General features: G+C 64.6%; 22 protein-coding genes. 11 read left to right on the top strand and 11 right to left on the bottom strand.

Annotation, left to right across the window (positions count from 1 at the left end; all coding sequences use genetic code 11):
- The first annotated feature begins 148 nt into the window (after positions 1–148).
- Positions 149–3841, top strand: a complete 3693-nt coding sequence (locus LFT49_RS05100; protein WP_237429933.1) for a TM0106 family RecB-like putative nuclease — start codon at positions 149–151, stop codon at positions 3839–3841.
- Positions 3842–3943: 102 nt separating this feature from the next.
- Here LFT49_RS05100 and LFT49_RS05095 read toward each other — a convergent pair whose 3' ends face one another.
- The 3 genes from LFT49_RS05095 to LFT49_RS05085 form a co-directional block, all read right to left on the bottom strand.
- Complete coding sequence (locus LFT49_RS05095; protein ID WP_236801264.1) at positions 3944–4255, bottom strand: acylphosphatase; 312 nt, start codon at positions 4253–4255, stop codon at positions 3944–3946.
- A gap of 96 nt (positions 4256–4351) precedes the next feature.
- The gene (locus tag LFT49_RS05090) at positions 4352–5305 is read right to left on the bottom strand and encodes a pullulanase X25 domain-containing protein (RefSeq protein ID WP_237429932.1); all 954 of its coding nucleotides are present in this window, start codon (positions 5303–5305) and stop codon (positions 4352–4354) included.
- A 261-nt stretch (positions 5306–5566) separates the two neighbouring features.
- Entirely contained in the window at positions 5567–6628 is a 1062-nt protein-coding gene (locus tag LFT49_RS05085; RefSeq protein WP_373992689.1) for an adenosine deaminase, read from the bottom strand.
- Positions 6629–6939: 311 nt separating this feature from the next.
- Between LFT49_RS05085 and LFT49_RS05080 the strand changes: the two genes are divergently transcribed.
- Positions 6940–7596 carry a LysM peptidoglycan-binding domain-containing protein gene (locus LFT49_RS05080; protein WP_237429931.1) on the top strand — a complete coding sequence of 219 codons (657 nt, stop codon included), beginning with the start codon at positions 6940–6942 and terminating at the stop codon, positions 7594–7596.
- A 183-nt stretch (positions 7597–7779) separates the two neighbouring features.
- Here the strand turns inward: LFT49_RS05080 and LFT49_RS05075 are convergent, their stop codons facing one another.
- Entirely contained in the window at positions 7780–8367 is a 588-nt protein-coding gene (locus LFT49_RS05075; RefSeq protein WP_236801260.1) for a hypothetical protein, read from the bottom strand.
- Between the two features lie 156 nt (positions 8368–8523).
- Between LFT49_RS05075 and LFT49_RS05070 the strand changes: the two genes are divergently transcribed.
- The 6 genes from LFT49_RS05070 (at position 8524) to LFT49_RS05045 (ending at position 14425) form a co-directional block, all read left to right on the top strand.
- On the top strand, positions 8524–9444 hold the full coding sequence (locus LFT49_RS05070; RefSeq protein ID WP_237429930.1) for an MSMEG_6728 family protein: 921 nt from the start codon (positions 8524–8526) through the stop codon (positions 9442–9444).
- A gap of 3 nt (positions 9445–9447) precedes the next feature.
- Positions 9448–10308 (top strand): SDR family oxidoreductase, encoded by an 861-nt coding sequence (locus LFT49_RS05065; protein WP_237429929.1) that lies wholly within the window; start codon positions 9448–9450, stop codon positions 10306–10308.
- A gap of 70 nt (positions 10309–10378) precedes the next feature.
- The gene (locus LFT49_RS05060) at positions 10379–10774 is read left to right on the top strand and encodes a DUF1622 domain-containing protein (protein WP_236801257.1); all 396 of its coding nucleotides are present in this window, start codon (positions 10379–10381) and stop codon (positions 10772–10774) included.
- 74 nt (positions 10775–10848) lie between these two features.
- The gene (locus LFT49_RS05055; RefSeq protein ID WP_237429928.1) at positions 10849–12741 is read left to right on the top strand and encodes an HNH endonuclease signature motif containing protein; all 1893 of its coding nucleotides are present in this window, start codon (positions 10849–10851) and stop codon (positions 12739–12741) included.
- Positions 12742–12775: 34 nt separating this feature from the next.
- Positions 12776–13555: an isocitrate lyase/PEP mutase family protein gene (locus LFT49_RS05050; RefSeq protein ID WP_237429927.1), complete on the top strand. Its 780-nt coding sequence runs from the start codon at positions 12776–12778 to the stop codon at positions 13553–13555.
- Positions 13556–13618: 63 nt separating this feature from the next.
- Positions 13619–14425: a YqjF family protein gene (locus tag LFT49_RS05045; protein ID WP_237429926.1), complete on the top strand. Its 807-nt coding sequence runs from the start codon at positions 13619–13621 to the stop codon at positions 14423–14425.
- On the opposite strand, the gene LFT49_RS05040 is transcribed toward LFT49_RS05045, so the two are convergent.
- Entirely contained in the window at positions 14422–14775 is a 354-nt protein-coding gene (locus tag LFT49_RS05040; protein ID WP_236801252.1) for a hypothetical protein, read from the bottom strand. The two genes, LFT49_RS05045 and LFT49_RS05040, sit on opposite strands and share 4 nt — an antisense overlap.
- A 46-nt stretch (positions 14776–14821) precedes the next feature.
- Complete coding sequence (locus LFT49_RS05035) at positions 14822–17308, bottom strand: Tex family protein (RefSeq protein ID WP_237429925.1); 2487 nt, start codon at positions 17306–17308, stop codon at positions 14822–14824.
- A 129-nt stretch (positions 17309–17437) separates the two neighbouring features.
- On the opposite strand from LFT49_RS05035, the gene LFT49_RS05030 reads away from it, so the two are divergent.
- Entirely contained in the window at positions 17438–17755 is a 318-nt protein-coding gene (locus tag LFT49_RS05030) for a hypothetical protein (protein ID WP_236802795.1), read from the top strand.
- A 255-nt stretch (positions 17756–18010) separates the two neighbouring features.
- Here LFT49_RS05030 and LFT49_RS05025 read toward each other — a convergent pair whose 3' ends face one another.
- The 4 genes from LFT49_RS05025 to LFT49_RS05010 form a co-directional block, all read right to left on the bottom strand.
- Positions 18011–19081 carry an alkene reductase gene (locus tag LFT49_RS05025; RefSeq protein ID WP_237429924.1) on the bottom strand — a complete coding sequence of 357 codons (1071 nt, stop codon included), beginning with the start codon at positions 19079–19081 and terminating at the stop codon, positions 18011–18013.
- A gap of 122 nt (positions 19082–19203) precedes the next feature.
- On the bottom strand, positions 19204–19941 hold the full coding sequence (locus LFT49_RS05020) for a PKD domain-containing protein (protein ID WP_237429923.1): 738 nt from the start codon (positions 19939–19941) through the stop codon (positions 19204–19206).
- A gap of 182 nt (positions 19942–20123) precedes the next feature.
- A complete protein-coding gene (locus LFT49_RS05015) occupies positions 20124–20648 on the bottom strand; it encodes a DUF6318 family protein (RefSeq protein ID WP_237429922.1) in 525 nt (174 codons plus the stop codon).
- Between the two features lie 347 nt (positions 20649–20995).
- A complete protein-coding gene (locus LFT49_RS05010) occupies positions 20996–22723 on the bottom strand; it encodes a purine-cytosine permease family protein (protein WP_237429921.1) in 1728 nt (575 codons plus the stop codon).
- Between the two features lie 187 nt (positions 22724–22910).
- Between LFT49_RS05010 and LFT49_RS05005 the strand changes: the two genes are divergently transcribed.
- Both LFT49_RS05005 and LFT49_RS05000 read left to right on the top strand, forming a co-directional pair.
- Entirely contained in the window at positions 22911–23345 is a 435-nt protein-coding gene (locus LFT49_RS05005) for a pyridoxamine 5'-phosphate oxidase family protein (protein ID WP_142130942.1), read from the top strand.
- 19 nt (positions 23346–23364) lie between these two features.
- Positions 23365–23808: a very short patch repair endonuclease gene (locus tag LFT49_RS05000; protein ID WP_237429920.1), complete on the top strand. Its 444-nt coding sequence runs from the start codon at positions 23365–23367 to the stop codon at positions 23806–23808.
- Between the two features lie 166 nt (positions 23809–23974).
- On the opposite strand, the gene LFT49_RS04995 is transcribed toward LFT49_RS05000, so the two are convergent.
- A complete protein-coding gene (locus tag LFT49_RS04995; protein WP_442863738.1) occupies positions 23975–25156 on the bottom strand; it encodes a glycosyl hydrolase in 1182 nt (393 codons plus the stop codon).
- Positions 25157–25433: the final 277 nt, after the last annotated feature.

Raw genomic sequence — 25433 nt, 5'->3', positions numbered from 1 at the left:
GCCAAGACGGGCCTGGCGTTCACGCCCGGGTCCGTTGTTGTTGAGGGCCTGCCCGGTCTTTGTCAGTCCCTCTTGCTACGTTTGTTCCAGCCACGAAAACAGGGCCACGGAAACCGTCTCCGGGTCCGGCTGTCATTGGGGAGGCCCCGTGTTTCTGCTCCACGCTGCCGGTGTTGAAACTGACTCCGGTTCGCCACCGGACCTGGTCTTTTCGGCCAGTGACTTGGTGGCTGCCTCCGAGTGTGAGTACCGCACGCTCCGGATCCTGGACGAAAAACTGGGCCGTGCACCCAAGGCAGAGTTCGCCGTTGACGAGATGCAAAAGCGCGCGGGTGAGCTGGGCGACCGGCACGAGCAGACGGTGCTTGCCAGCCTGGTGGCGAAGTACGGCGAGTGGGACGCCAGCCGGGGCTCGGGCGTCTACTCGCTGGAGCGCGGCGAAAACCTCCGCGGCGAGCTGCAGGCAAAGCACGCGGAAACCGAACTGGCGCTCCGGTCCGGTGCGGACGTGGTGTTCCAGGCCACCTTCTTCGACGGCGAATTCCTGGGGTACGCAGACTTCCTGGTCAACGAGGCCGCCGGAACGGGAAACCCTGGGCGGTACGAGGTCTGGGACACCAAACTCGCCCGGCACGCCAAGGCAGGGGCCCTCCTTCAGCTTGCCGCGTACGGCGACCAACTCCTGGGCATGGGGCTGGAACCGTCGCCGGTGGTCACCCTCGTCCTGGGCACCCGGGTGGGCGACGACTGGCTGCGCAGCAGCCACTCACTGCCCGACCTGCTGCCGCTGTTCCGGGAGCGGCGCCGGCGCTTCCGCCAGCTCACCTCAGACCACCGCGCGGGCGATACCCCGGTGCAGTGGCAGCAGCCCGGCATCGTGCACTGCGGACGCTGCGACTACTGCGCCGAGCAGGTCAAGCTGCACAGGGACCTGCTGATGGTGGCAGGCATGTCCGTTGTCCAGCGGCGGAAACTTCACGAAGCCAACGTCAGCACCGTCGATGAACTGGCGGCCATGCCGGCCGCGGACGCAAAGAACTCCGTGGTCCGGCTCCGCGCCCAGGCCCGGATGCAGCTGGGCCTGGATGAGCCGGCGGGGTCCCGCACCTACGTTAAGGATGGTGAACCGCACACGGTCTCCTACACCGTTCTTCAGGAGAATGTGATCGGGTCCCTTCCGACACCAAGCGCCGGCGACATCTTCTTCGACTTCGAAGGCGATCCGCTGTGGCAGGATCCTGCCACCGGCGCCTGGGGCATCGAGTACCTCTTTGGCGTCATCGAGGCCCCGGTAGCGGGGGCTGAAGACCATCCAGTGTTCCGTCCGTTTTGGGCGCACTCCCGCTCCGGCGAACGCCGCGCCTTCCTCGACTTCCTGGAGTATGTGGAGAAACGCCGCGCCACCTACCCGGACATGCACGTGTACCACTACGCCCCGTACGAAAAGACTGCGCTAAGGAACCTTTCCCTCGCCCACCAGGCCGGCGAGGAGACGGTGGATGACTGGCTGCGGCAGGGGCTGCTGGTGGACCTCTACGCCACGGTGCGGCATTCCATCCGAATCTCGGAGGCGTCGTATTCCATCAAGAAGCTTGAGCCGCTTTACATGGGAGACAACCTGCGCTCGGGGGACGTCAAGGACGCTGGAGCCTCGGTGGTTGCCTACGCCGCCTATTGCGCCGCCCGTGAAGAAGGGCGCCAGGACGATGCGGCCGCCATCCTGGCTTCCATCTCCGACTACAACCAGTACGACTGCCTCTCCACACTGCGGCTGCGGGACTGGCTGCTCCAGCTGGGAGAGGAAGCCGGTGCTGCTTCCCTGAAGCGCGGCCGGACGGCAGGAGCGGTGGATAAAGGCGAGCTTGGTGCAGGCGCCAGTGGTCCCGAAGCCGGTCCGGCCGAACTAGCGGGCATTGCCGGTAATGCGGAGGGTGACGCTACGCCGGTTGAGGAGACACCGGAGGAGGGCAAGCTGCGTGCATACCTGGCTGCCCTGCCGGACAATCGCCCCTGGACTAATGACGAACGTGCCATTGCCATGGTGGCCGCCGCCACGGGGTACCACCGGCGCGAACGCAAGCAGTTCTGGTGGCAGCACTTCGACCGGGTCGAGGCACCGATGGATAACTGGTCCGACCAACGGAACGTCTTCGTGGTTGATTCTGCCGAAGTCGTTTCGGACTGGGCCCTGGCAAAGCCAAGGGAACGGATGCGCACCCGGCTTCTGAAGCTGCGCGGCACCATGACCGAGGGCTCTGATTTCCGCGCCGACTCCAACTGGTGCCGGCTGTACGACCCGCCGGGGCCCGACGGAATGCTTGCCCCCGATGCGCTTCCCGGCACCAGGGCCTACACCTTCGGAACCAGGATCCATGAGCTGGAGGCCGCGCCTGACAATCCCGGGCACACCCTGATCACCATCGCCGAGCGTGAGACCGGAAAAGTTGCTGCCTACGCGCACCTTCCAGTGGCCCTCACCGAGGACAAACCCATCGCCACGGACAACATCGAGGCCGCCATCGCGGAAATTGCGCGCGCCGTCGGCTCCTCAGTCCCGTCCCTCCCCGCGCAGCCGGGACTGGATATCCTGCGCAAGCTCCCGCCGCGGTTCCGCTCCCTCAAGGGACCGGCCGACGTACTGCATGGCAGTGATGGTGCGGCCGATTACGCGGGGGCCATTACTGAATCCCTGCGGGACCTGGACAACTCCTACCTGGCGGTACAGGGGCCGCCGGGGACGGGCAAGACCTTCGTCGGGGCCCATGTGATCGGCAGGCTCATCGCTGAAGGCTGGAAGATCGGCGTCGTTGCCCAGTCACACAACGTCGTGGAAAACCTTCTGTGCCGCTCCATCGAGACCGGCGGAGTGGATCCTCACGTGGTGGCCAAGAAACTGGCGTCCCCCCACGATGTTCCCTGGACGCTCACCTCCGAAGGCGACGTAGCCCGCCTGCTGTCGTCACCTGGCGGATGTTTGGTGGGTGGCACCGCATGGACCATGACCGGCAAGGAGGTCCCCGCCGGCTCGCTCGATCTCCTGGTCATTGATGAGGCCGGCCAGTTCTCGTTGGCCAACACACTTGCGGTCAGCCGCGCGGGTAATCGACTGCTCCTGCTGGGTGACCCCCAGCAGCTCCCGCAGGTTTCCCAAGGAGCCCACCCCGAACCCGTGGATGAGTCCGCCCTCGGCTGGCTCGCCGCCGGGCACGCCACCCTTCCCGCGGCCCTGGGCTACTTCCTCGCCGACAGCTGGCGCATGCACCCGGAGCTGTGCCGCGCCGTGTCCATCCTCAGCTACGAGGGAAAGCTGAAGTCGGCTCCGGCCGCGGCCCACCGCGAACTGGAGGGGATGGCACCGGGGGTGGAGACCGTCTTCGCCAACCACACCGGCAACACCGCGGCGTCCAAGGAAGAGGCCGACGAAGTGGTGCGGCAGGTCCAACGCCATCTCGGCCTCAAGTGGACTGCCGGTGCCGGCAGCGAGGCCCGCCCCCTGGAGCAGCAGGACCTGCTGGTGGTGGCCGCGTACAACGCCCAGGTTCACCTAATCCGAAGGCACCTGGCAGAGGCCGCACTGCCGGAGGTTCGGGTGGGCACCGTGGACAAGTTCCAGGGCCAAGAGGCACCCGTGGTGTTGGTTTCGATGGCCTGCTCGGCGGTGGCCGAGGCACCTCGGGGCGCAGAATTCCTGCTGAACCGGAACCGCATGAACGTGGCTGTATCCCGTGGCCAGTGGCGGGCAGTCATCGTCCGGTCCCCGGAGCTCACCAGCTACATGCCGCACAAGCCTGCGGCCGTGGAGGAGCTGGGAGCGTTCATCGGCCTGAGCCCGCGGGAATAGCCATCGGAGTCCCGTGGGCCCATCGACGAGCGCTCGGCAAGGGCACGGAATTGGCGGGACCAAGGTTGAGCGAGCCGCCTTGTTGGAGCGAGGCCGGTTCAGTCAGCCCACCCGGAAGCCGCGGAAATTCCCCTTGGCTTCGGAGATGGCATCATCCACCCGCTCCACCCGGCCGGGAGTCCGGCCCGAGTTCAGCCAGTCCAGCAGTTTGTGGACTTGTGGCCGGGGACCCTCGGCAACCACGGATACCGAACCGTCGTTGAGGTTCTTTACCTCACCTGATAATCCAAGGTCCTCCGCCGTACCCATCGTCCAGTAACGGAAGCCCACGCCTTGGACCATGCCGAACACGCGGGCGTCCAGCCGCACGCTATCCTGCGTTGGGCCGTCCTGCGTGCGTTCGTGCCTGCCCATGCCGGGCCTCCTATGGAAACATCGGCGTGCCCAACCAGGCAGCGGCAGGTGCCGTTTGAATCGGCAGTAACCGCTGCCCGGTTGGGCACACGAGGCTTAGTTGATGGTGATGTCGCGGGTGGCGTGGTTGTAGCGGATGGTTACGGTGCCACCGGCGTGGTGCAGTTCGTGGTTGGGGCCGTCGAACGTGCCGAAGGCGCCGTAGTTCTCATCCCACGAACGGTTGAGGGCAATTTTGAAGGTGTAGTAACCGGCGGGAAGCTCGGCGCTCTTCTTCCACAGCTGGTCCAGGAAGTCGAACTCCATCTGGGCTTCGTCGTACTGCGGTGCCCAGTCCTCGGGCGCACCCAAGATGGTGTTGAAGTCACCGGCCACCGCGACAGCCTCGGGCTGCGGCAGGGTTTCAACATCAGGGCCCTCGAACGGCTCAGCCGCTCCGGTCGCCGTGGAGGTTTCGGCAGGGGCAGCAACAGCTTCGGTCTTGTCCTTGGGCGCAGACTTGCCCTTGCGGACGGCCTTCACCACGGGCTCCACGGCCTCTTCGAGTGCCTTGGCTGCCTTGCCCACAGCGGAAGCTGCCTTCTTCGCCGGTGCCTTCTTGGCGGCCTTCTTGGGAGCTTCCTCCTTGGCCGGAACCTCCAACGTTGCCGCAGCGGCTGAAACCGGGCGGACAAAGCCCTCGGGAGCCGTGGGAACGGGAGTGTCCGCAGGGACCGGAGTGCCGGCGTCGAGCGCTGCCGCAAAGGAGTCCACATCCGGGAAGGCAACGGTGGCCCGCATGCCATCCTCGGTGATGGTCCAGCCCGAGCGGCCCTTGATCAGCCAGCCCGCCTTGACCAGCTTGGCGGTTGCCGAGGTGAGGGTCTTGTGGCCACGCGGGATGCCGCCACTGAGGAGTTCGGCCTCATGCTCGTTGAACGGCACGCGGGCGGTTGCTTCCGCCAGGACCTGGCCAGCATTCAGTGCATCGCCGGACCACACGCCTTCGGTCAGGACATCCAGCACGGTCTTGAGCCGAAGGTAAGTGTTTTCTGCGGTGGACTTGGCCATGATTCCCCTTATATAAAAGCGATCGGTCTTAGGCATCTTGCCAACTACCCATTAAATCGCGCGACTTTAATTGGTTAACTCTGCGTGTCGTGACCGTCTGTGAAGCGGATGGTGCCGCAAGTGAGGCGGAGGTCTCGGGTAAGGGCTGGCTGCATAACCCTGAAGCGCCGACATGGGTGCTGCCTTGCACTCCCCAGACACGCCTGCGGCACCTAGTTTACCGGGCAGAAAGCCCGGCTGTTGCGCCCGACACAGCAGCCGTCAGTCGGACAGCTCCCTGCCGTTAAGTTCGGCCAGCAGTTCCGCCTTACGCTCGTCGGAAGCAAAGGAGGAGTGGATCGAGTTCGCTGCCAACCGCGCCTTGTCAAAATCGGAGAGGTCGAACACGGCGGTCAGCTGCGCGAAGTTGTCATCCACGTAGCCGCCGAAGTAGGCGGGATCGTCCGAGTTGACCGAAACATTGAGTCCCGCCGCGAGCATGGCCGGCAACGGATGGTCCGCCAGGGTGTCAACGGCGCGGAGCCGGACGTTGGACAAGGGGCAAACGGTCAGGGGAATACGCTCGTCCACGAGGCGCTCTACGAGGTCGGGGTCGTCCATGCAGCGGATGCCGTGATCGATCCGTTCCACACCCAGGAGGTCCAGGGCTTCGGTGATGTACGACGCCGGGCCCTCCTCCCCCGCGTGCGCCGTCAACCGCAGGCCCACTTCACGCGCCTTCGCGTACAGCCGCTCGAACTTGGACGGCGGGTTTCCCACTTCGGCCGAGTCCAGGCCGATGGCACCGATGGGTGCGTTCATGGCCAACAGCCGACCCAGGACCTCCAGTGCCGAGTCCTCCGGCAGGTCGCGCAGGAAGGCCGCGATGAGCATGGTGGAGATCCCGTACTCCTCCTCGGAGGTTGCCAGCACCGAGGCCACGCCGTTGACGCATGCCTCCAGGGGGATGCCGCGCGAGAGGTGCGCCTGCGGGTCCATCATGATTTCGGCGTGCCGGACGCCCGCGGCAGCGGCGCGCTCCAGGTAGGCGCGCGTCATGTCCGCAAAGTCCTGCTCGGTTTGGAGCACCGCCATGTTGGCGTAGTAGAGGTCCAGGAAGGACTGCAGGTCGGTGAACTCGTACTTCTGGCGCAGCTCATCCAGTCCGGAGTAGGGCAGGGAAATGCCGTTGCGTTCGGCCAGGGCAAAGATGAGCTCGGGCTGCAGCGTGCCCTCGATGTGCAGGTGCAGTTCGGCCACCGGAAGGGGCTTGGCAGGGACCGCGGATTCCGCGGGTTCCGTTTCGGTTTCGGGCATGGTGCTGCCACCGGGAAAGTTGTCCATCCGGTCAGGATAGTGCCCGTCCCGCTTTCGCGCCTGCGCGAAAGCTTGCACCGGGTGTTAGGCACAGCATCGACGTGCTTGGCGCCACAGCCAACACGCCCGCTTCAATCTCGATTTGATAACGGCCGGGCGATGTCCTAGCGTGAAACACATGCCCGCCTGGCGGGCTCTTTGATTGCCCGGTGCTGCCTCCACCAGAACTGCCCAGCGGCAGCCACCGACAGTGACCTCGATATCGTCAGGGGTGGGCAGTGTCGCGATAACCTCCGGGGACGGAGCCAGCGTTGGTGGCCTTCAGGAGCATCACCATCATGAAAAACACCAAATTCCGTACTGCCGCGCGCCGCGGAGTCACCTTGGCCGCCGTCTCCGCGGCAGGTTTGGCCCTTTCAGCCACAGCGGCCAACGCAGCCACACCCACCTCCACCTGGGACGCGCTAGCCCAGTGCGAGAGCGGCGGTAACTGGTCTATCAACACGGGCAACGGTTTCTCCGGCGGCCTGCAGTTCACTTCCAGCACCTGGTCGGCCTACGGCGGAACGGGATCTCCCGAGAACGCCAGCCGCGAACAGCAGATAGCAGTAGCCGAGCGGGTCCAGGCTTCCCAGGGCTGGGGCGCCTGGCCGTCCTGCTCGTCCCAGCTCGGACTGAGCGGTGGCGGCGGAGCCCCGGTCCAGAGTGCACCTGTCCAAAGCGCTCCCGTTCAGAGCGCCCCGGTCCAGAGTGCACCCGTCCAGGCCACGCAGGTCCAGAGCGCTACGGTCCAGCAAGCACCGGCGCCGCGGCACGCCACCTCCGTTGCCCTCAGCGGCGAGACGTACACCCTCCAGGCCGGAGATACCCTGAGCATCGTTGCCCAGAAGCTGGGCATCCAGGGCGGATGGCAGCACCTTGCCGACGCCAACCTGGACACCATTGCAGACCCGAACCTCGTGTTCGCGGGCCAGGTCATCCAGCTTCCCGCCTAACAGCGGACGCAGCACCACAAGCGCCCCTGGGCGCCCCGCCTTCCCAAGGCGACACAGACAGGTCGGCGATAGACAAATTCCGTTGACCAAACCACGACGCCGGCACACCCCCACAAGGGATGTGCCGGCGTCGTTCTTTTAATTCCTCAGCCGCTGCCGTGATGGGCGGCCGTCGGCTGGCGGTCAGCTGGCGGGCAACTCGCGGACGATGCGCACCTTCCAGGCGGAGTCGTCGCTGGTGTCCAGCAGCGCCACGGTGCCGTGCGCCAGGTTCAGTGCGACCCGCTTGACGGCGAGCAACTCCAGGTAAAGGTGCTCGTTCATGCGGCTGGGGGTATCGATCATGTACTTCACGGCGTCGCGCACCTTGCGGTAGTTGGCGCTGCGCTCGCGGTGCATGTGAAGCTCCAAGGCGGACTGCTGCTTGAGTCGCGGCTCGTGCCGGTTGAGCAGTGTCACTGCGGTGTGGACTGCAACTACCAGCGCGAGCGAAACGCCGTAGATCCACCAGCCGCTGGAGAGAAGGAACAGGGGCAGGTTGGCGATGGCTACCAGTGCGATGACCACGCGAAGGGCGGCAATGCGGCGCATCGTCCGGGCGACGGCGGCCATGCCGTCGCGGAAGCGGTGCTGGTCTTTGCGTGCAGCGGCGGGATCGATGATGAATTCGTCCAGAACCAGGATGCCCTGGGCTTCCGGACCGAGCATTTGTCCATAGCGGGGAAGGGCAGCGGGGGCAGGGGTGACGGCTTTGTCAGGTGTAAATGTCATGAGAGGGCTTCCAAAACGCGGGGGTGGTTGCGGTGATCTTAGTGGTTTAACCTGGGACACGTATGCAGCCGTCCATTATTTGGACACATGCACTCTCTGCCTGTGGCCGCCGGCACTCCAATTGGCACTTCCGGCTGGGACCGTCAGACTGAATGGATGCAAACCTTTCTCCCGTACCCTGACTTCCGCCAAAGCGCCGCAGCCCTGGACACCGCGCGGTTGGGCAAGCAGCGGGTCGAAGCGCTGCAAACCCTCCGCGCCCTGGTGATTCCGGGCTACGGCTGGCAGACCCACCCGGCGATCCGGATGTGGATGGGCCACGTGCCTGCCCTCACCATGTACGGACTGGCGATGGTGGACGAATGGATTGAGCGCGGCCACCCGGACAACACCCGCGCCAACATTGCCGAGTTCGCACCGCAGGCAGCCCACCCGGACTATGCCGCGAAGATCATCATGCCGCCGTGGCTCGGTGATCCGGACTTCCACCTAAGCCACCGTTCCAAGCTGGTCCACAAGGAACCGAAGTTTTACTCCTCAGTGTTCCCGGACGCCATTCCGGACATGGACTACGTCTGGCCGGAACCCCGGCACGAATTCCTGCCGGAGGAGCCGGAAGGGGACATCCTGTGGATCCTGCGGGAACCGTATGAGGACGTGGATCCGCAGTCCCTCACCACGGTGGCACTTCCTCCGGTGAACCGAGCCGCTGCTGCCGCGGCCGCCATGTCCGCGGACGACCACGGCTACTCCCCCGTTTACGTGGACGACGGCTCCCGCCGTCCGTCCCGCACGCCCAAGAAGGCCCCGCCCAAGCCCCAGGCGAAGAAGCCCACCCGCAAACGGCTGGCACAGGAGGAAGCGTTCCGGACCCTCCCGGGAAAGACGCCGGTAGCGGTTCCGTTCGAGAACGGGGCCAGGTTCGCGGTGGGACAGGTGGTGGGCCGGCCCATCACCCTCGACGACGGCCGCTTCGGCAGGAATTTCGAGGTCACGGAAATCATCGACCGCTCCGCGTTTACATACCCGGCCCTGCTGCAGGACCCCCGCGTGTTCTTCCCGGTGGAGGCCCCGTAGGCCATGACGATTCTCCTGGCAGGATGCGGCGACCTGGGCACCGAGGCGGGTTTGCGGTTCGCGGCTTTGGGCCACCGCGTTGTGGGGTGGCGCCGTTCCCCTGCAAAACTGCCGGCAGCCATCGAAGGTGCCGCGGCTGACCTCGCGTCTACGCAACTGCCGGCCGTCCCCGCAGACACCTCCGCCGTCGTCATTGCCGTGGCGGCCGACTCCCCGACGGAAGAGGCATACCGCTCTGCGTATGTACGCGGAATAGCAAACGTCCTGGATGCACTCGAACGCGACGGAGTGGCACCTCGCCGCATCATCTTCGTCTCCTCCACCGCGGTCTACGGTGATGCGGATGGTGGCTGGGTGGACGAGTCCACGCCACCCAACCCCGGTGGTTTCTCCGGCCGGGTGCTGGTGGAGGCCGAAGACCTTCTGCAGGCCAGGCTTGCCGGAACCACCACTGCCGGCATCTCGCTCAGGCTGGGTGGCATCTATGGGCCGGGACGGGCTCGGCTGATCGACCAGGTGAAGTCGGGGTCGGCTGTCATTCCTGAAGACGTGCGCTACACCAATCGGATCCACCGGGACGACGCCGCGGCGGCCCTGGTGCATTTGGCAACAATGGATGCCGCGCCAGCGCCCGTATACGTGGGTGTGGACAACGAACCAGCCGATCTGGGAACGGTGTTGCGCTTCCTGGCGGACGAACTCGGCCTTCCTTCACCCCGCCTGGGTGACGCCGGACCTGCCCGCGGGGGAAACAAACGCTGCGGTAACCATCTCCTTCGCAGCACGGGCTTTGCCTTCACGTTTCCCACATTCAGGGAAGGGTACAGGGATGTTATAGCGGGGAACGGCGTACGCCATCCGTGAGTAAGTCCGCCGTTCTTTTGATCGATGCCAGGCTGGCCATGGGGACACCTGGCCTGAGTTGAGGCAGGGCATGGAATTTCGGCAAATTATTGAGACGGTTGGGCAGCTGGTCGACTTCGCAGGCGTTGCGGTCATGGTGATCGGGGCGGTGGCCTCCCTCCCGATGGCAATCCGCGGCCACCAGCCGCGGCGGCTTCCAGCGGGGGCGGAGAAACTGAGCTTCTACCGCTCCTATCGACAGCTGCTGGGCCGGTCCATCCTGCTGGGCCTTGAACTACTCGTGGCTGCCGACATCATCCGTACCGTTGCCGTAACGCCCACCTTCTCCAGCGTCGGGGTGCTGGCCATCATCGTGCTGATCCGGACGTTCCTCAGCTTCTCATTGGAGCTGGAAATTACGGGGCGGTGGCCATGGCAAAAGGAAGCACCGCCAGCCCGTTCCGACTCCACCGCAACAGCAACCTAAGGCTCTTGACTGGGTTTTCCACATAGGGGTTTTGGGGTCTCTTGATTGTCGGTGGTGGCTGGCAGAGTGGGGTCATGGAGGCCATTGGGGAAGATCTTGGGAGGGCGTACGACGCCGGCAGCCGGCTGCCGCGCCCGGCCCACCTTCACCCGGTCCCCAGCGAGGAACCTTTACAGCCATCAGACTCGGGGCCCGGCCAGCAGGACGTGTTGGACGGGCTCGGCGCACAGCTGGCAGCCGCCGCCTTGGCCGCCCCCGGCCTGCTGGCAACCGCCAGCCATGCCGAAGCTGCAGATTTCGCCGCCCGGGTCGAGGGCCTTGCCCGCTCCATCGAGTACCTCCAACTCCTCGCAGCCGGGGCTGTGGACCGCACCCGAACCCAAGCCATCAACGACGCCGCAGCCGCCAAAACCCGGGCAGGCCGGTCCCGCGCAGCCCAGTCCCGCGCAGCCTCGTCCTCCGCAGGCCGGTCCACGGGCTGGATCACCGGGTGGGACGCCAACAGTGTTGGAACCCTCAACACCACCGAAACCCCGCACACCTCCCCTGCCGATGACGGGTGCCGGAACACCGCAGAGTTCCTCCGCCTGCGCCTGCAGATCCCCATCCGCGAAGCCCGCCGCCGCCTCACCCTCGCCCACCACGTCCTGCCCGGCACCAGCATCACCGGCGAACCACTCCCACCAACCCGGCCACACCTCGCCGCCGCCCTCACCCCCACCAACGGGAACACCACCACCGGGAACAACACCGAAACCGCAACCACCGTCGAGGGGACCACCATCGAAACCGGGCCGGGACCGGCGGTGTCCTCGCACGCAGCGACCATCATCACCGCCACCCTGGACCGGCTCCGCCACCACACCACCGAAGAGACCCTGGACCGGATCGAACACCACCTCACCACAGCCGCCACAACCACCGACCCCGACTTCCTCACCCGCCTGGCCCAACGCTGGACCGACACCATCGACGCCGACGGCACCGAACCCACCGAAGAAGCCCTCCGCCACACCCAAGGCGCCTTCATCCGCAAACCCCGCCACGGCCTGCACCACCTCGAAATCTTCGCCACCACCGACCAATACGAACACCTCCTCACCGTCATGAACACCGCCACCAACCCCCGCACCACCACCGGCAACACCAGCCCAAGCACAGGGAATGACACAGCCGACAGGGCGGGCACGGGAACTGAAGGCTGCACAGGCACGGGCACAGGCACCGAGGGGAGCACGGCAACGGGCAGCGCAACATGGCACACCAACCTGCCGGACCTGGACCGGCGCACCCGCGCCCAAAAACAACTCGACGGCCTGGTCACCGCCGCCAAAGCCGCCCTCACCACCAACACCCTGCCCACCACCGGCGGCAACCGCCCCCAAATCATCGCCACGATCCACTACCAAGACCTATTCCCAGCCAACGCCACCACCCCCGCCGGAAAATCAGGACCGACAACAGCAGAACCCGGAACGAACACAACCACCAGGACAGCGCCACGTACAGGCGCCGGGACAGGAACCGGGACCGGCACGTTCATGTTCACCGGGCCCGTCGCCGCCGCCACCCTGCGCAAAACCGCATGCGACGCCGACATCATCCCCGCCCTCCTGGGCACCAACAGCGAAATCCTCGACCTCGGCCGCAAAACCCGCCTCTTCACCCCCGCCCAACGCCTGGCCCTCACCGCCCGCGACCAAGGCTGCGCCTTCCCCAACTGCACCATCCCCGCCCCCTGGTGCGAAGCCCACCACATCACCTACTGGTCACACGAAGGACCCACCACCACCAACAACGGCGTCCTGCTCTGCAGCCACCACCACCACCTCATCCACAAAGAACAATGGACCATCACCACCACCCACCACACACCCACCTTCATCCCCCCACCCCACCTCGACCCCCACCAAACACCCCAACAAAACCACTACTTCAAACCACCACCACCCCACCCACACAAATGAAACCTGCCCAAAGCAGTCGGGTTAGGCTTCACCCATGACTGAAACCAGCAGCGCCAAAGCCACCGAACTGCTCCGTCTGCACCAAGCCCCGGAAATTCTTCAAATGGTCAATGTGTGGGATGCCATCACTGCCAAAGTCATTACGGAGGTTCCGGGAACCACTGCCCTTGCAACGGCCAGCCACTCCATCGCCGCCACCCTTGGCTACGAGGACGGCGAGAACATTCCCGTCGACGAAATGATCAGCTTCGTCGGCCGCATAGCTGCGGCCACCCATCTGCCCGTGAGCGCCGACCTTGAATCCGGTTACGGCAATCCGGGCGAGACCACGCGCAAGGCAATTGGCGTCGGAATTGTCGGGGCCAACATCGAGGACCAGATGCGGCCGCTGACGGAGGCCGTGAACCAGATGGCAGCCGTTGTTCATGCCGGTGCTGCAGAAGGAATCGATTTCGTCCTGAATGCGCGGACCGACGCGTTCCTGAAGGGCAAGGACCGTGCGCCTGAAGATGTACTTTTGGATGCCATCGAACGCGGCAGGGCGTTCCTGGACGTAGGCGCCACCACGGTCTTTGTCCCGGGGCTGCTGGACCAGCCAACGATCACAGCGCTGGTAGAAGGCATCGGCTGGAACAAGATCTCGGTCATCAACGTCCCGGGTTCGCTTCCGCCGGCCAAGCTGCAGGAACTGGGCGTTGCGCGCATCTCGTACGGTCCATGGACACAGAGAGTGGCCCTGACAGCCCTCGCCGACGCAGCCGCAGAGCTCCTCGCAGGTGGCCAGCTTCCCGAGGACACGCGGCCTTTGAACTAGCTGAAACCGCAGCCATCGAACTTCAAGCGCCAGCGGCTGATTGGAGGAAGGAGTGGTGGAACCTTGACGGAGAACTTGAGCGCCGCAGAACTGTGGCCGCGCCCGACAGAATTACCAAGGCCGGTATTCTCCGACCAGCGGTGGCTTGATGCCGTGTTCCTCCACTGGCGAATTCCGGAGGCAGTGGCGGCCAAGTTCATGCCATGTGGGGTTCAACCGGATATATTCGACGGCAGTTCCTGGGTTGGGCTCATTGGATTTCGCATGGTGCAGGCGGGACTCGGCCACGGCCCCGGCATTCCCTACCTGGGAAGCTTCAATGAGGTCAACGTCCGGCTCTACTCCCGCGAGCCGGACGGGACCCGTGGGGTGGTGTTCCTGAGCCTGGACGCGAACCGCCTCCCAGTCGTTGTCGCGACGCGGACGGCCGGAATTCCCTACGTGTGGTCGCAGATCCGGCAATGGCCAGCCTTTCCGGGCAGCGATAACAGGCGCCAGCATGACGGCTCCAGGACCGATGCCGGCAGCACAGGTGAACTTCCTATCGGATACTCCGTCCACCGGTTTGGCAGCAGCGCTGCACAAAGCGACTTCGGGGTCGTCCCAAAGCTGCACGTCGCAGCCAGCGATCCACTATCGATCTTCCTGACTGCAAGGTTCGGCATGCACGGCCGCTTCCGCGGCAAATCCATATACGTTCCGAACAGCCACCACGATTGGCCGCTTTTTGAGGCAGACATCCACCAGCTCAGCGATGGATTGGTTGCGGCAGCCGGCATCAACGTGAACGGGCCGCCGGAATCGGTCCTCTACTCGCCGGGAGTCAGGACACGGTTTGGACGACCCCGCCTGCTGGGCGCCGGCGGCTAGAAGGTTGCGTCCTGGGGATCCGGCGCTCCCTGGGCGTCCTGCCAACCTTGGCCTTCGGTAAACGTGCTCACCAAGGTACCGACGCCCGCCTGCAGGGAGTTGGACGGGTCGAAGTAGAGGGATGCTTCCGATGCCCGGCTGTGGGTGATCAACTGCTCAGCTTCCAGCTTCGCCTCGGGCACCGTTGCGCCGATGATGCCGGTGCGGGCCGGAAGATCCGGTGTGTGCACCACTTCGGCCTTCGTCTGGGTCAGCGGGACCGTGTCGCCGGAATTGATCTCGTCGTGAGGGAACTCGAACTCGTCATCGCCGGGGGCGGCAGGAACGGTGTACTCCAGGAAATAGGTCATACCCCACCCTTGCAGAAAAGCCACCCCTGCCAAAGTCCCTCAGAAGCTACTTGCCCAACCCGGCCTTCCTCAAAGCCTCGGCCATTGCAGTGTCAATGGGCTGCGGCTTCGGGGTCGCACGGTTATTACCGCCTGCTGCACGCGGGGACTGCCTGCCTTGCTGTTGCCGGTCCTGGCGTCCGCCGCGATCAACCTTTTGGCCGCCTGCTCCCCCGCGGTTGCCTCGCCCTTCTTGTCCCGCACCGCCACGTCCTGCACCGCCCTGTCCACCGCTGCCATCTCCCTTGCGCCGCCCGGAACCTGCGCCGCCGCCGGCTGGTTCGTCGTCGAGCCTCAACGTCAACGAAATGCGTTTCCGCTCCGGATCAGCCTCCACGACCTTCACACGGACCACCTGGCCAGACTTCACCACCTCGCGCGGATCGGACACAAAACGGTTGGCCAGGGCAGAGACATGCACCAGCCCGTCTTGGTGGACGCCCACATCCACGAAGGCACCGAAAGCGGCAACGTTGGTCACCGTTCCCTCAAGGATCATGCCCGGCCGCAGGTCCGAGATCTTTTCGATCCCCTCCGAGAAGGTGGCGGCAGCAAAGGCGGGCCGGGGGTCTCGGCCTGGTTTGTCCAGCTCTATGAGGATGTCCTGGACCGTTGGCAGGCCGAACGTATCATCCACGAACTTTTGCGGGTCCAAGGACGACGCCGGCGCCGACCCGGCAGCCGCCCGGATCTTCCTGGCCACCGCGTACGCCTCCGGGTGGACGCTGGATGCATCAAGGGGCTCCGCTCCCCCGGTGATTCGAAGGAAGCCGGCGCACTGCTCGAATGCCTTGGCGCCCAGCCGCGGCACCTTCTTGAGGTCGGTCCGCTTGTTGAAGGGGCCATGTTCGTTCCGATAGGCCACAATGTTTTCGCTCAGCAGGGGCCCGACACCGGCCACCCGGCTCAACAGTGCGGGCGATGCGGTGTTCACATCCACTCCCACGGCGTTTACGCAATCCTCCACCACTGCATCAAGGCTCCGATCCAGTTTCGAGGCCGTGACGTCGTGCTGGTACTGGCCCACGCCGATGGACTTGGGATCAATCTTGACGAGTTCGGCGAGCGGATCCTGCAGGCGGCGCGCAATGGAGACTGCACCGCGAAGCGAAACGTCCATTCCCGGCAGTTCGGCGGCGGCGAGCGCCGAGGCGGAGTAGACGGAGGCGCCGGCCTCGGACACCACCAGTTTCTGCGGTTTCCGGTCCACCTCCGGCAGCAGCTTGATCAATTCGGCAGCCAACTTATCCGTCTCACGCGATGCCGTCCCGTTGCCAATCGCCACAAGTTCGACGGCGTGCTGCCGCGCCAAACGCACCAGGGTGGCCAGGGCTTCGTCCCACTTGCGGGCGGGAGCGTGCGGGTAGACAGTGTCAGTGGCTACGACCTTCCCGGTGCCGTCCACCACTGCGACCTTCACCCCGGTGCGCAGCCCGGGGTCGAGGCCAAGGGTGGCGCGATTTCCGGCCGGTGCGGCCAGCAGCACGTCGCGAAGGTTGGCGGCGAACACCCGGACCGCTTCGTCCTCCGCCGCCGCAAACAGCCTGGCGCGAAGGTCAGAGGTTAGACGTGCCAGCACGCGGGAGCGCCAAGCAACCTGGGCTGTCTGCATCAGCCACGCGTCGGCGGGACGGCCGCGGTCGGCGACGCCGAGGAACCTGGCCACCGCGGACTCGTAGCGGGCGCGGGCGGCGGAAAGGGCGGCGTCGTCCGCTGGATCTGCTTCTGCAAGATCCAACTCAAGAATGCCGTCCTTCTCCCCGCGGAACAGCGCCAGCACGCGGTGCGACGGCATCCGTTCCGGCACCTGCGCGAACTCGAAGTAGTCGGCGAACTTCTGCCCTTCAGCCTCCTTGCCCTTCTTGACGCGTGAGACCATCCGGCCCTGCGTCCACATCCGGTCCCGCAGGTTGGCTGCGAGGTCGGGATCCTGAGCCACCCGCTCCACCAGGATGGCCCGGGCACCGGCCAACGCCGTGGCGGCGTCGGCTACGGAGTGCTCGTTGTTGAGGTACTTTGCGGCTTCGCGCTCGGGGTCCAGGTCCGGCCGCTTCACCAGCACCTCCGCGAGCGGCTCCAGGCCCGCCTCACGCGCCATCTGGGCCTTGGTCCGGCGCTTGGACTTGAACGGCAGGTAGATGTCTTCGAGCCGTGACTTGGTATCGGCAGCCAGGACTGCCTTGCGCAGTTCCGGCGTCAGCTGCCCTTGCGCTTCAATCGCTTCGAGGACGGAACGACGGCGGTCCGCCAGCTCGCGGAGGTAGCGGAGCCGCTCGTCGAGGTTCCGGAGCTGGGTGTCGTCCAGCGTCCCGGTGGCTTCCTTGCGGTACCTTGCGATGAACGGAACGGTGGAGCCGCCGTCGAGCAGGTCGACGGCCGCCTTCACCTGCCACGCCTTGACCCCCAGCTCGGCGGCAATCTGGGCAAAGACCGCGTCCTCCCCTGACGCGTGGGAGGGTGCGGGAATCGGGGAAGGCGCAGGCAGTTGGGTCACCAGAACATCTTGCCTTACCGACCTGCCGGGCTCCACCGGAGGGCGTCTTCATGTGGATATCGGGGTTTGCAGAGGGTATTCCGTTGGAGCCGACGAAGTGCTGTAGTGGACATGCCGTTAGTGGCGCCGATGCTTGAGGAAGAGGCCATCATGCGGGAACTGCTTGTTGTTTTCCAGGAGGGGTTCGACGAGGCCAACATCACCGTGACCGTGAACGGCAAGGAGGTGCGCAGGGAACTGGGTGTCTCCACCAATCCACTGCTCGGCATCGCGTCGGAGGTGTCCGTGGATCTGCCGGCCAAGGGGGCGCAGGTGGGAGTGGAGGTGACCAACCGGGGGCTCAAGGCGATCACCAAGGTCAGCGGCAAACCCAAAAGCGTGCTGGTCTCTATCGAGGACGGACGGCTGCGGATGCGGGAAGGCACGGGCCGGGAGGCAGTACTTTAGCGGGTTTGGCAGCCTTGCCTTGGCGCGGTTGTCGGTTGCAAAACTGGCTCTGGTAAGAGTCCATTCGTTGGAGTAGCATCTGATCACCGCCGGCTTCCCGATGGAGTCCGGCGGGCCACATAAGTCGTCAGCCGGAGGTCGTCGGATGGCCTTACGGCGACGCTGCCCGGGACCAGCACCCCAGACAGCCAACGACGGCGGCACCCAAGTTGGGTGCCGCCGTCGTCGTTTTTCCGGGCTGGCCGGTCAGGTGCTTTAGCCCTGGTACATCGGGTAATCCGTGTAGCCAGTGGCGCCTTCTGCGTAGAACGTGGACGCATCAGGCTCGTTGAGCGGGAGGCTTTCCTTCCAGCGGCGGGCAAGATCCGGGTTGGCGATCGCAGGCCGGCCCACAACCACCGCGTCGGCGTGGCCCTCGGCCACCAGGTTCACGGCTTCTTCCCGGGTGGTGATGACGCCGAAGCCGGTGTTGACCAGGAAGGTGCCGCCGAAGCGCGTGCGGAGGTCCTGGACGAGTTCACCCGTGGGTTCGTGGTGCAGGATGCTCAGGTAGGCGAGGTTGAGCGGCGCGATGCTGTCCACGAGGACTTCGTAGGTGGCGCGGACGTCAGCGGCGTCGGTCTCGGCGATGCCCTGGACGTTGTGCTCGGGGGAAATCCGCAGGCCCACGCGGTTCGCGCCGAGGGCTGCCACGACCGCGTTGACGGTTTCGATCACGAAGCGTGCGCGGTTTTCGGGTGACCCGCCGTAGCTGTCCGTCCGGATGTTGGAGTTCGGCGCCAGGAATTCGTGCAGGAGGTAGCCGTTGGCCGAGTGCAACTCCACGCCGTCGAACCCTGCCTCGATGGCGTTCAGCGAAGCGTTGACGATTTCCTGGATGACCAGGGGGAGCTCGTCGGTGGTCAGGGCGTGCGGGACCGGGTACGGCTGCTTGCCGGCAGGCGTCCGGACAATGCCGTCAATGGCTACGGCGCTGGGGCCGACGATGGGCAGGCCACCGGTGATGTCGGGGTGGGAAACCCTGCCGCCATGCATGATCTGGGCAAACATGCGCCCGCCTTCGGCATGCACTGCGTCAGTGACTTTCTTCCACCCGGCGACCTGTTCCGGAGTAACGATCCCGGGCTGTCCGGGGTAAGCCTGCCCGACGGGGGTGGGGTAGGTGCCCTCGCTGACGATGAGGCCCAGGGAAGCGCGCTGGCGGTAGTGCTCGACGAGGAGCGGTCCCGGAATGCCCTTCTCACCCGCGCGGAGGCGGGTGAGCGGTGCCATCACCAGACGGTTGGGAAGTTCAAGTTCGCCGAGGGTGAGCGGGGAAAACAGCATGCGCAGTTCCTTTCGAAGGCTGAAGACGTACTGCCTCTGCCAACTGTGGGGCGCATGCAACTATTCCGGCACAGCACCGAATGCGACGGGGATCACAGTCCTGCCTTAACCTGGGTCCGGCCTTACCGGGTGCCGGCACCCGGGCAACCCTGCCCCTGTGGATTGGTGTTGCAGTCGTCCGCGTAGTTGCGGGTTAGCGAGCGCCAAACGCTGATGGTTTGCGGCGGTGCATTGAACTGCCCCTGGCCCGGGATGGGCAACGGCGGGCCGGAGTTCACCGAATAGGTGCCCTGGAAGGTGGTAGTCATGACCACCTGGAAATCCCCGGTGGATGCGTAGGCGTGGCTGGTCCGGGTCTTTTCACCCCAGCGGTCCTGCGGCAAGGGCCCTCCCATGGACGGTTGAGGGCCGAAGACAGTGCCGTCACCGTAGTTCCACGTGTACTGCACGGGCGTAGCCACCACGTGAACCTTTTGACCGAACATGGTGATGTCGAACTGCTGCTCCACCGCCTCCGCGTAGAAGTTTGTCTCGGCGCCGCGGAGGGTGTTCGGGCTCGGCTGCGCCGTAACTTTCCCGGCGTTTACCGGAAGGTTCTGGAACTGCCGCTGGATATCCGCGGCGATGCGAGGCAGGAGGTCCTCGGGCTTCGGATCGTAAAGACAGGTTGGGCCCGAATGGTGCGCCCAGACCGCGCCCGGCACGCCTCGAGGCCGGGACAGCCACATCACGGGTATGCCCTTGGCGCCGTCTTCCCGGTCCTTGCAGTCGAGCTGGCGGGCAAGGCAAGGGGTGTCGAAGTCGCCCCCGCCGAGGTGGCATTGGAGTTCGTACTTGTACTCGTTGGGGTCGGTGCTCACGGTGCCGGGTTCAGCACGGACGAGCTTTCCCGTATCCGAATCCTTCACCCACTGATCCGCGCCAACGGCCAATCCTCTATCCTCATAGCCGACCGCAACATCGGCGTACGCAACCGATGGCGTGAATATGAGGAGGAACAAAACTGCAGACAGAATCTTTAGTCTTGGGGCCTTCATGTCGGTTACCTGATCAAGCCGAGGTCTGTCATTGTCCAGCCTGAAGATCCGAACGTAATGCCGGCCCTGCTACCAGTATTGGTGGCAGGAGTCGGTTTCTGCAGAAGAGCGCCGTCTGGTGTCCTGATCTCTATTTGTGACTGGATAACTTGAACCACAGCGTGCGGTTCGGACCCGGGCTCCATCATCACCGTAATTACAGGAGTATCAATCTTCCCGCCGGCTATCCACCGACCATTAGCCCAAGCTTCAGCTATGCCGTCCCTCAGCCCATTGCAAAAAACGCAACCAGGGGCGCTGATCTTTTCCAGATGCGTCGTGTCGCCAGTTTCGTAGCCAAAGCTCAAATTCTCATACCAAAAGCGAACGAACGCTTCCGCCCCTTCCTTCGTCTCCGTCTTAGCCACCTCGGGCAGGACGGGAACCGGGACGTTCTGGGCTGGGCCGGATGCGTCGGCCGGCTTGTAGACAGCACTCGGTGTCGGGGTGGGAGTGGGCGTGGCGGTGGCGGTGGGTGTCTCGGCGGCCACGGGGGAAGAAGTGCCGCCCGGACCAGGAGAACCGCCCGAGTTGCAGCCAGACAAAGCCAGAGCAAGTCCAACAACGAGGGCGGCCGCACCGGACTGCACCGTGCGTGGCGAAGCGAGAGCGCGGGACGAAAAGAAGTTCTGCGATGTCATGGGCCGCTATTCCCCCAGTAGTTTCAAGACGGCTTGCTCCGGACAGTGAGTTAAGGGTAGCCCACGTCACAATTCGCTGAGGAAGTTATCCACAGGCAGAAGGCCCCCGGGGCATTGTCTACCATCCGGAACACGACAAAAGAAGTCATAAAGGAAGCCGGCGCACAAAGGTGCGCCGGCTCCCAATCAATAAACTTCTACTTCTGGGCGGGAAGCACCAGCTCCCCCGTCTTATCAGTCGACAAGGCGAGCGAAGAAACATACTGCGCGCCGCCGTCGGACGCGTCCTGTGCGGAACGCACCATGTCCGGACGCTCGAACTCCAGGCCGGTTACGTGGCACAGGAGTTTGGCGTCGCTGGGATTCCCGTCGGCGTCGAACATTGGCAGGTCGATCCCGTCGTCAACACGCCGCAGGTAGAACCGCCCGCGGGTCAGCACGGCCAGGACCGGCGGCAGCACGAGCGCCAGGCCCACCGCGAAGATCGGCGAGTAGGGCTGGATGGCGGCACCGAACGCCCCGAAGAACACCGCGATGGAAACGCCTGCGGACACCAGCATGGACACAAACCCCACCGGGTTCACGGCGTACAGCATGCCGCGGCGGAACTCCGGCACCTTGGGCGAAATCTTGAGCAGGTACTTGTTGATGGCGATGTCGGACGCCACCGTGACCACCCAGGCCATGGCGCAGTTGGCGTAGAACCCGAGGATGGTGTTGAGGAAGTCGAACATGTTGGCTTCCATCAGAACCAGTGCGATCAGCAGGTTCACCACCACGAACACCATCCGCCCCGGGTACGTCTTGGTGATGCGCGTAAAGGAGTTGGTCCACGCCAGCGAACCGGAGTACGCGTTGGTGACGTTGATCTTGATCTGGGAGATGACCACCAGCACCACCGCCAGCGTCATGGCCAGCCACGCCGGCATCATCTCCTGGTACACGCCCAGGAACTGGTGCACCGGCTCGTTGGCGGTGGCCGAGGCGGCGGGGTCCAGCGAAGCGATCAGGTAGATGGCGATGAACAGGCCCACGATCTGCTTGATGGCCCCGAAGATCACCCAGCCCGGCCCGGCCAGGATTACGGCCCGCCACCAGGCGCCCCGGTTGGCGGCGGTGCGCGGCGGCATGAACCGGAGGTAGTCGATCTGCTCGGCGATCTGCGCCATCAGGGACAGGCACACGCCCGCGGCCAGCATCACGGATGCAAGGTTGGGGCCGCTGTCACCGGATTCGCCGGTGTAGGCAAAGAAGCTGTTGATGCTCTCGGGGTGCGAGATCAGCAGGTAACCCACTGGCACCACCATCAGGAGCAGCCACAGCGGAGTGGTCCACACCTGCAGTTTGGCCAGGGTGTTCATCCCGTAGATCACCAGCGGAATGATGATGACGGTGGACGCGGCGTACCCCAGCCACTGCGGAATCCCCAGTCCCAGCTCCAGCCCCTGCGCCATGATGGAGCCTTCCAGCGCGAAGAAGATGAAGGTGAAGGTGGCAAAGATGACGTTGGTGACCACCGATCCGTAGTAGCCGAAGCCGGAGCCGCGGGTGATCAGGTCCAGGTCGATGTTGTAGCGGGCCGCGTAGTAAGCCAAGGGAAAGCCTGTTGCGAAGATGACGACGGCGGCCACCAGGATTCCCAGCAGCGCGTTGACCGTGCCGTAGGAGATGCCGATGTTGGCACCGATGGAGAAGTCCGCCAGGTAGGCGATGCCGCCCAGCGCGCTGGTGGCCACCACCCCGGCGCTCCACTTGCGGTAGGAGCGCGGCGCGAACCGCAGCGTGTAATCCTCAAGGCTTTCCTTGGTGGCGTTCAGTGCCGCGCTGTTGCCCGCTGTCGGGGTTGCCGGAGAACGTCCGACGACGGCGGCATCAGCAGGTGCCGCAGGTTCCAGCAGTTGCGTTGTTTCTGTGTCGTTGCCCATTGGGTGCGTCGCTTTCTTTCGCATTCAGCCGTGATGGCTCTGCATGCGACGCTATCCAGCCGGAAAGACAACGCGGTCACAGGCCTGTTTCCGAAGTGTTAAGCCTTGACGGAGGTGTCACAAAGGGGCGGGAATTGCGGGTCCAAAGCCTCTGGCGCATTTCTACTTGAGGTAGAACAATGGCCGCATGATGTTTGAACACGCGGACGGCAATCCCGTCCTGGAACTCGATGATGAGCAATCGTGGCGTCTTCTGGCTGCGACGCAGCACGGGCGGCTGGTGGTCTCTGTAGCGGGGGAACCCGACATCTTCCCCGTGAACTACGTGACCTCGAACCGGAAGGTCTATTTGCGAACCGCCCCCGGGAACAAGCTCGCGCAGCTGACCATCAACTCCAAGGTGCTGTTCGAAACTGACGGCATCCTGTCGCAGGAGGCATGGTCCGTGATCCTCCGCGGGACCGCACGGGTCCTCAGCAACTCGGCTGAGCTTGCGGCCATCGAGGAACTCGGCCTGAAGACCTGGGTTCCCACCCTGAAGGACTTTTACGTGGAGATTGAGCCGAAGTCCGTCAGCGGCCGCCACTTCGTGTTCGGCGAACAACCGGAACGGGAAATCTAGGGACTCCTAGACTGGAGGAATGGCGGACAAGCCCCCTGCAGACAAGCTCACCCCCGAGCAGCGCAGCTGGAACATGTCCCGGATCCGTGGCAAGAACACCAAGCCCGAACTGCTGGTGCGCGGGATCCTGCATGCCAAGGGCTACCGGTATCGCCTGCACGGCAGGTCCGGCGGCACCAAACTGCCGGGCAATCCGGACCTTGTCTTCGCCGGGCGGCACAAGGTGATCTTCGTGAACGGCTGCTTCTGGCATTTCCACGACTACCGGGTGGGCCTGCACGCACCGAAAGCCAACGCGGAGTTCTGGGATGCAAAGCGGACCCGGACCCGCGAGCGCGACGCCGGCCAGCGCCGGCAACTGGAAGACGCCGGCTGGGAAGTGTTGACCGTCTGGGAGTGTGAGCTGAAGGATCGCTCAGCCCTCGAGTCCCAGTTGGTGCACTTCCTCGAAGCCGGCGCCTGACAGATAGCTGGCGGAGCCTGACAGTTGAATGGCGCCTGACGGCTGGATCTTGAGCCAATCTTTAGCTGTTTCCGTCACCGTCCTTGATCCTGGACAGGCAGGATGGACGGGTTGCCGCGATCAGGCAGCCCACACTGGCGGTTTCGGAGCAGCTATCCCCTATCCCCTAGCTTCTCCGGGCCAGCAGTGCGGACTTGAAGGCGGACGCCGACGAGTCGCTGCTGTTGATGCGCCAGTCTGTTTCCTTCTGCATATGGAACCAGACGAAGCCCATCACGTCCGGCTGGGCAGCCAGATAGGACACCAGGTCCGTGTTCCAGGAGGCCTTGGAACCACCCAGCTCGCTGGAGGCCGTCTCGGCAATCAGGACCGGCTTGCCGGGTGCCTGGCTGCGGAGCTGGGAAATGCCGGGGGCAAAGAGATCCACCGGGGAAACCCAGCTGCTCCAGGTTTGCGAGGTGCCCCAGTTGTAGCCGTCCAGGGCCACAATGTCCACGTAGCCTGCGCCCGGGTACAGGCCGGCCAGGTCAGTCGAGCCCCAGTAGGGCACGTTCGGCGACCATACCCACTGGACGTTACTGGCACCCGTAGCGGCAACAACATCATGAACATGCCGCCATGCAGCCACGTACTCTCCCGCCTGGTTGCCATTGACGCCTTCGGCCCACGGATACCAGTTGCCATTCATTTCGTGCGCGAAACGCAGCATGACCGGCTTGCCCCAGCCCGCCAGGGACTGGCCCCACTGGCTGATGTACGCATCGAAGTCCCCTGCGGTAATCCGTGCCAACGAGTAGGCGGGCTGATCCACTCCGCCTCCCCATGCCCACGGCTCCCAAGTGACCAAGGGTGTGGCTCCGCGCGAGCGGACGGCATCCAACTCAGTGATCGGCGGGACCTGCAGGAAATCCTTGTAGCTCATGACCACGGAAGGGATTTCCCCTGCCAGGCTGGCCACCTCGTCCAGCTCAGTACTGGCCAGCGGTCCTCCCGGCGTTGCCACCCCGAAGCGCAGGGGGGCTGAACTGATGGTGGGCGCCGGTGCGGGCGCTGGAGCGGGAGCCGCCTGCACCACAAACGTTGCTGACGCCTTGATGGACGATGTCTTGGCAGTAATGGTGAGGTTTCCGGTGGATGCGGCCGGAATGGTGATGCCGGTGCTGAAAGCGCCGGTCGATGTGGTTTGGAACGCGAAAGTAGTGGAACCCACGATCACTGTGCCCGTGGTGGCGGCTTTGAACCCGGTTCCGGTGACAGTGACGGCGGAACCGACGGGACCGGACGCCGGATTGAGCGTGATTTGCGGTGTGGTGGCTGCGCTGGCCGGCTGGACGATGGACAAAGCCAGCCCGGCCCCGATTATGAGCGCGACAAATAAGGTCCTAAGTGTTCGGAACACGGCAATCTATCCCCAGATTGAAAAGGCGGCTATGGCCGCTGATGACGTCAATGCGAAAAAGCACTGGCATCGATCCTATGGCCCAAAAACCGCAGTCCCATCAAGAAAACCACAATTCTTCCCGAGTCTTCTGCGAGGTTGCGGGAACGGTCCTAACCTGAAACAGAACAAGATCCCCCGCCTAAACACCCTGTTTTCGGGTCCCCAAATCCAGCAGAAAGGAGTG

The organism is Arthrobacter sp. FW306-06-A, from assembly GCF_021870055.1.
Taxonomy (GTDB): domain Bacteria; phylum Actinomycetota; class Actinomycetes; order Actinomycetales; family Micrococcaceae; genus Arthrobacter.
This window is presented reverse-complemented; position numbering and strand designations above follow the sequence as displayed.

Bases quoted from the DNA above. Each gene is read 5' to 3' on its own strand.
- LFT49_RS05025 (WP_237429924.1), bottom strand. From the start codon at position 19,081: ATGCTGTTTTCCCCGCTCACCCTCGGCGAACTTGAACTTCCCAACCGT.
- LFT49_RS05030 (WP_236802795.1), top strand. From the start codon at position 17,438: ATGCTTGAGGAAGAGGCCATCATGCGGGAACTGCTTGTTGTTTTCCAG.
- LFT49_RS05065 (WP_237429929.1), top strand. From the start codon at position 9,448: ATGACGATTCTCCTGGCAGGATGCGGCGACCTGGGCACCGAGGCGGGT.
- LFT49_RS05095 (WP_236801264.1), bottom strand. From the start codon at position 4,255: ATGGGCAGGCACGAACGCACGCAGGACGGCCCAACGCAGGATAGCGTG.
- LFT49_RS05080 (WP_237429931.1), top strand. From the start codon at position 6,940: ATGAAAAACACCAAATTCCGTACTGCCGCGCGCCGCGGAGTCACCTTG.
- LFT49_RS05040 (WP_236801252.1), bottom strand. From the start codon at position 14,775: ATGACCTATTTCCTGGAGTACACCGTTCCTGCCGCCCCCGGCGATGAC.
- LFT49_RS05090 (WP_237429932.1), bottom strand. From the start codon at position 5,305: ATGGCCAAGTCCACCGCAGAAAACACTTACCTTCGGCTCAAGACCGTG.
- LFT49_RS05060 (WP_236801257.1), top strand. From the start codon at position 10,379: ATGGAATTTCGGCAAATTATTGAGACGGTTGGGCAGCTGGTCGACTTC.
- LFT49_RS05075 (WP_236801260.1), bottom strand. From the start codon at position 8,367: ATGACATTTACACCTGACAAAGCCGTCACCCCTGCCCCCGCTGCCCTT.
- LFT49_RS05000 (WP_237429920.1), top strand. From the start codon at position 23,365: ATGGCGGACAAGCCCCCTGCAGACAAGCTCACCCCCGAGCAGCGCAGC.
- LFT49_RS05085 (WP_373992689.1), bottom strand. From the start codon at position 6,628: ATGGACAACTTTCCCGGTGGCAGCACCATGCCCGAAACCGAAACGGAA.
- LFT49_RS05070 (WP_237429930.1), top strand. From the start codon at position 8,524: ATGCAAACCTTTCTCCCGTACCCTGACTTCCGCCAAAGCGCCGCAGCC.
- LFT49_RS05010 (WP_237429921.1), bottom strand. From the start codon at position 22,723: ATGGGCAACGACACAGAAACAACGCAACTGCTGGAACCTGCGGCACCT.
- LFT49_RS05050 (WP_237429927.1), top strand. From the start codon at position 12,776: ATGACTGAAACCAGCAGCGCCAAAGCCACCGAACTGCTCCGTCTGCAC.
- LFT49_RS05005 (WP_142130942.1), top strand. From the start codon at position 22,911: ATGATGTTTGAACACGCGGACGGCAATCCCGTCCTGGAACTCGATGAT.
- LFT49_RS05055 (WP_237429928.1), top strand. From the start codon at position 10,849: ATGGAGGCCATTGGGGAAGATCTTGGGAGGGCGTACGACGCCGGCAGC.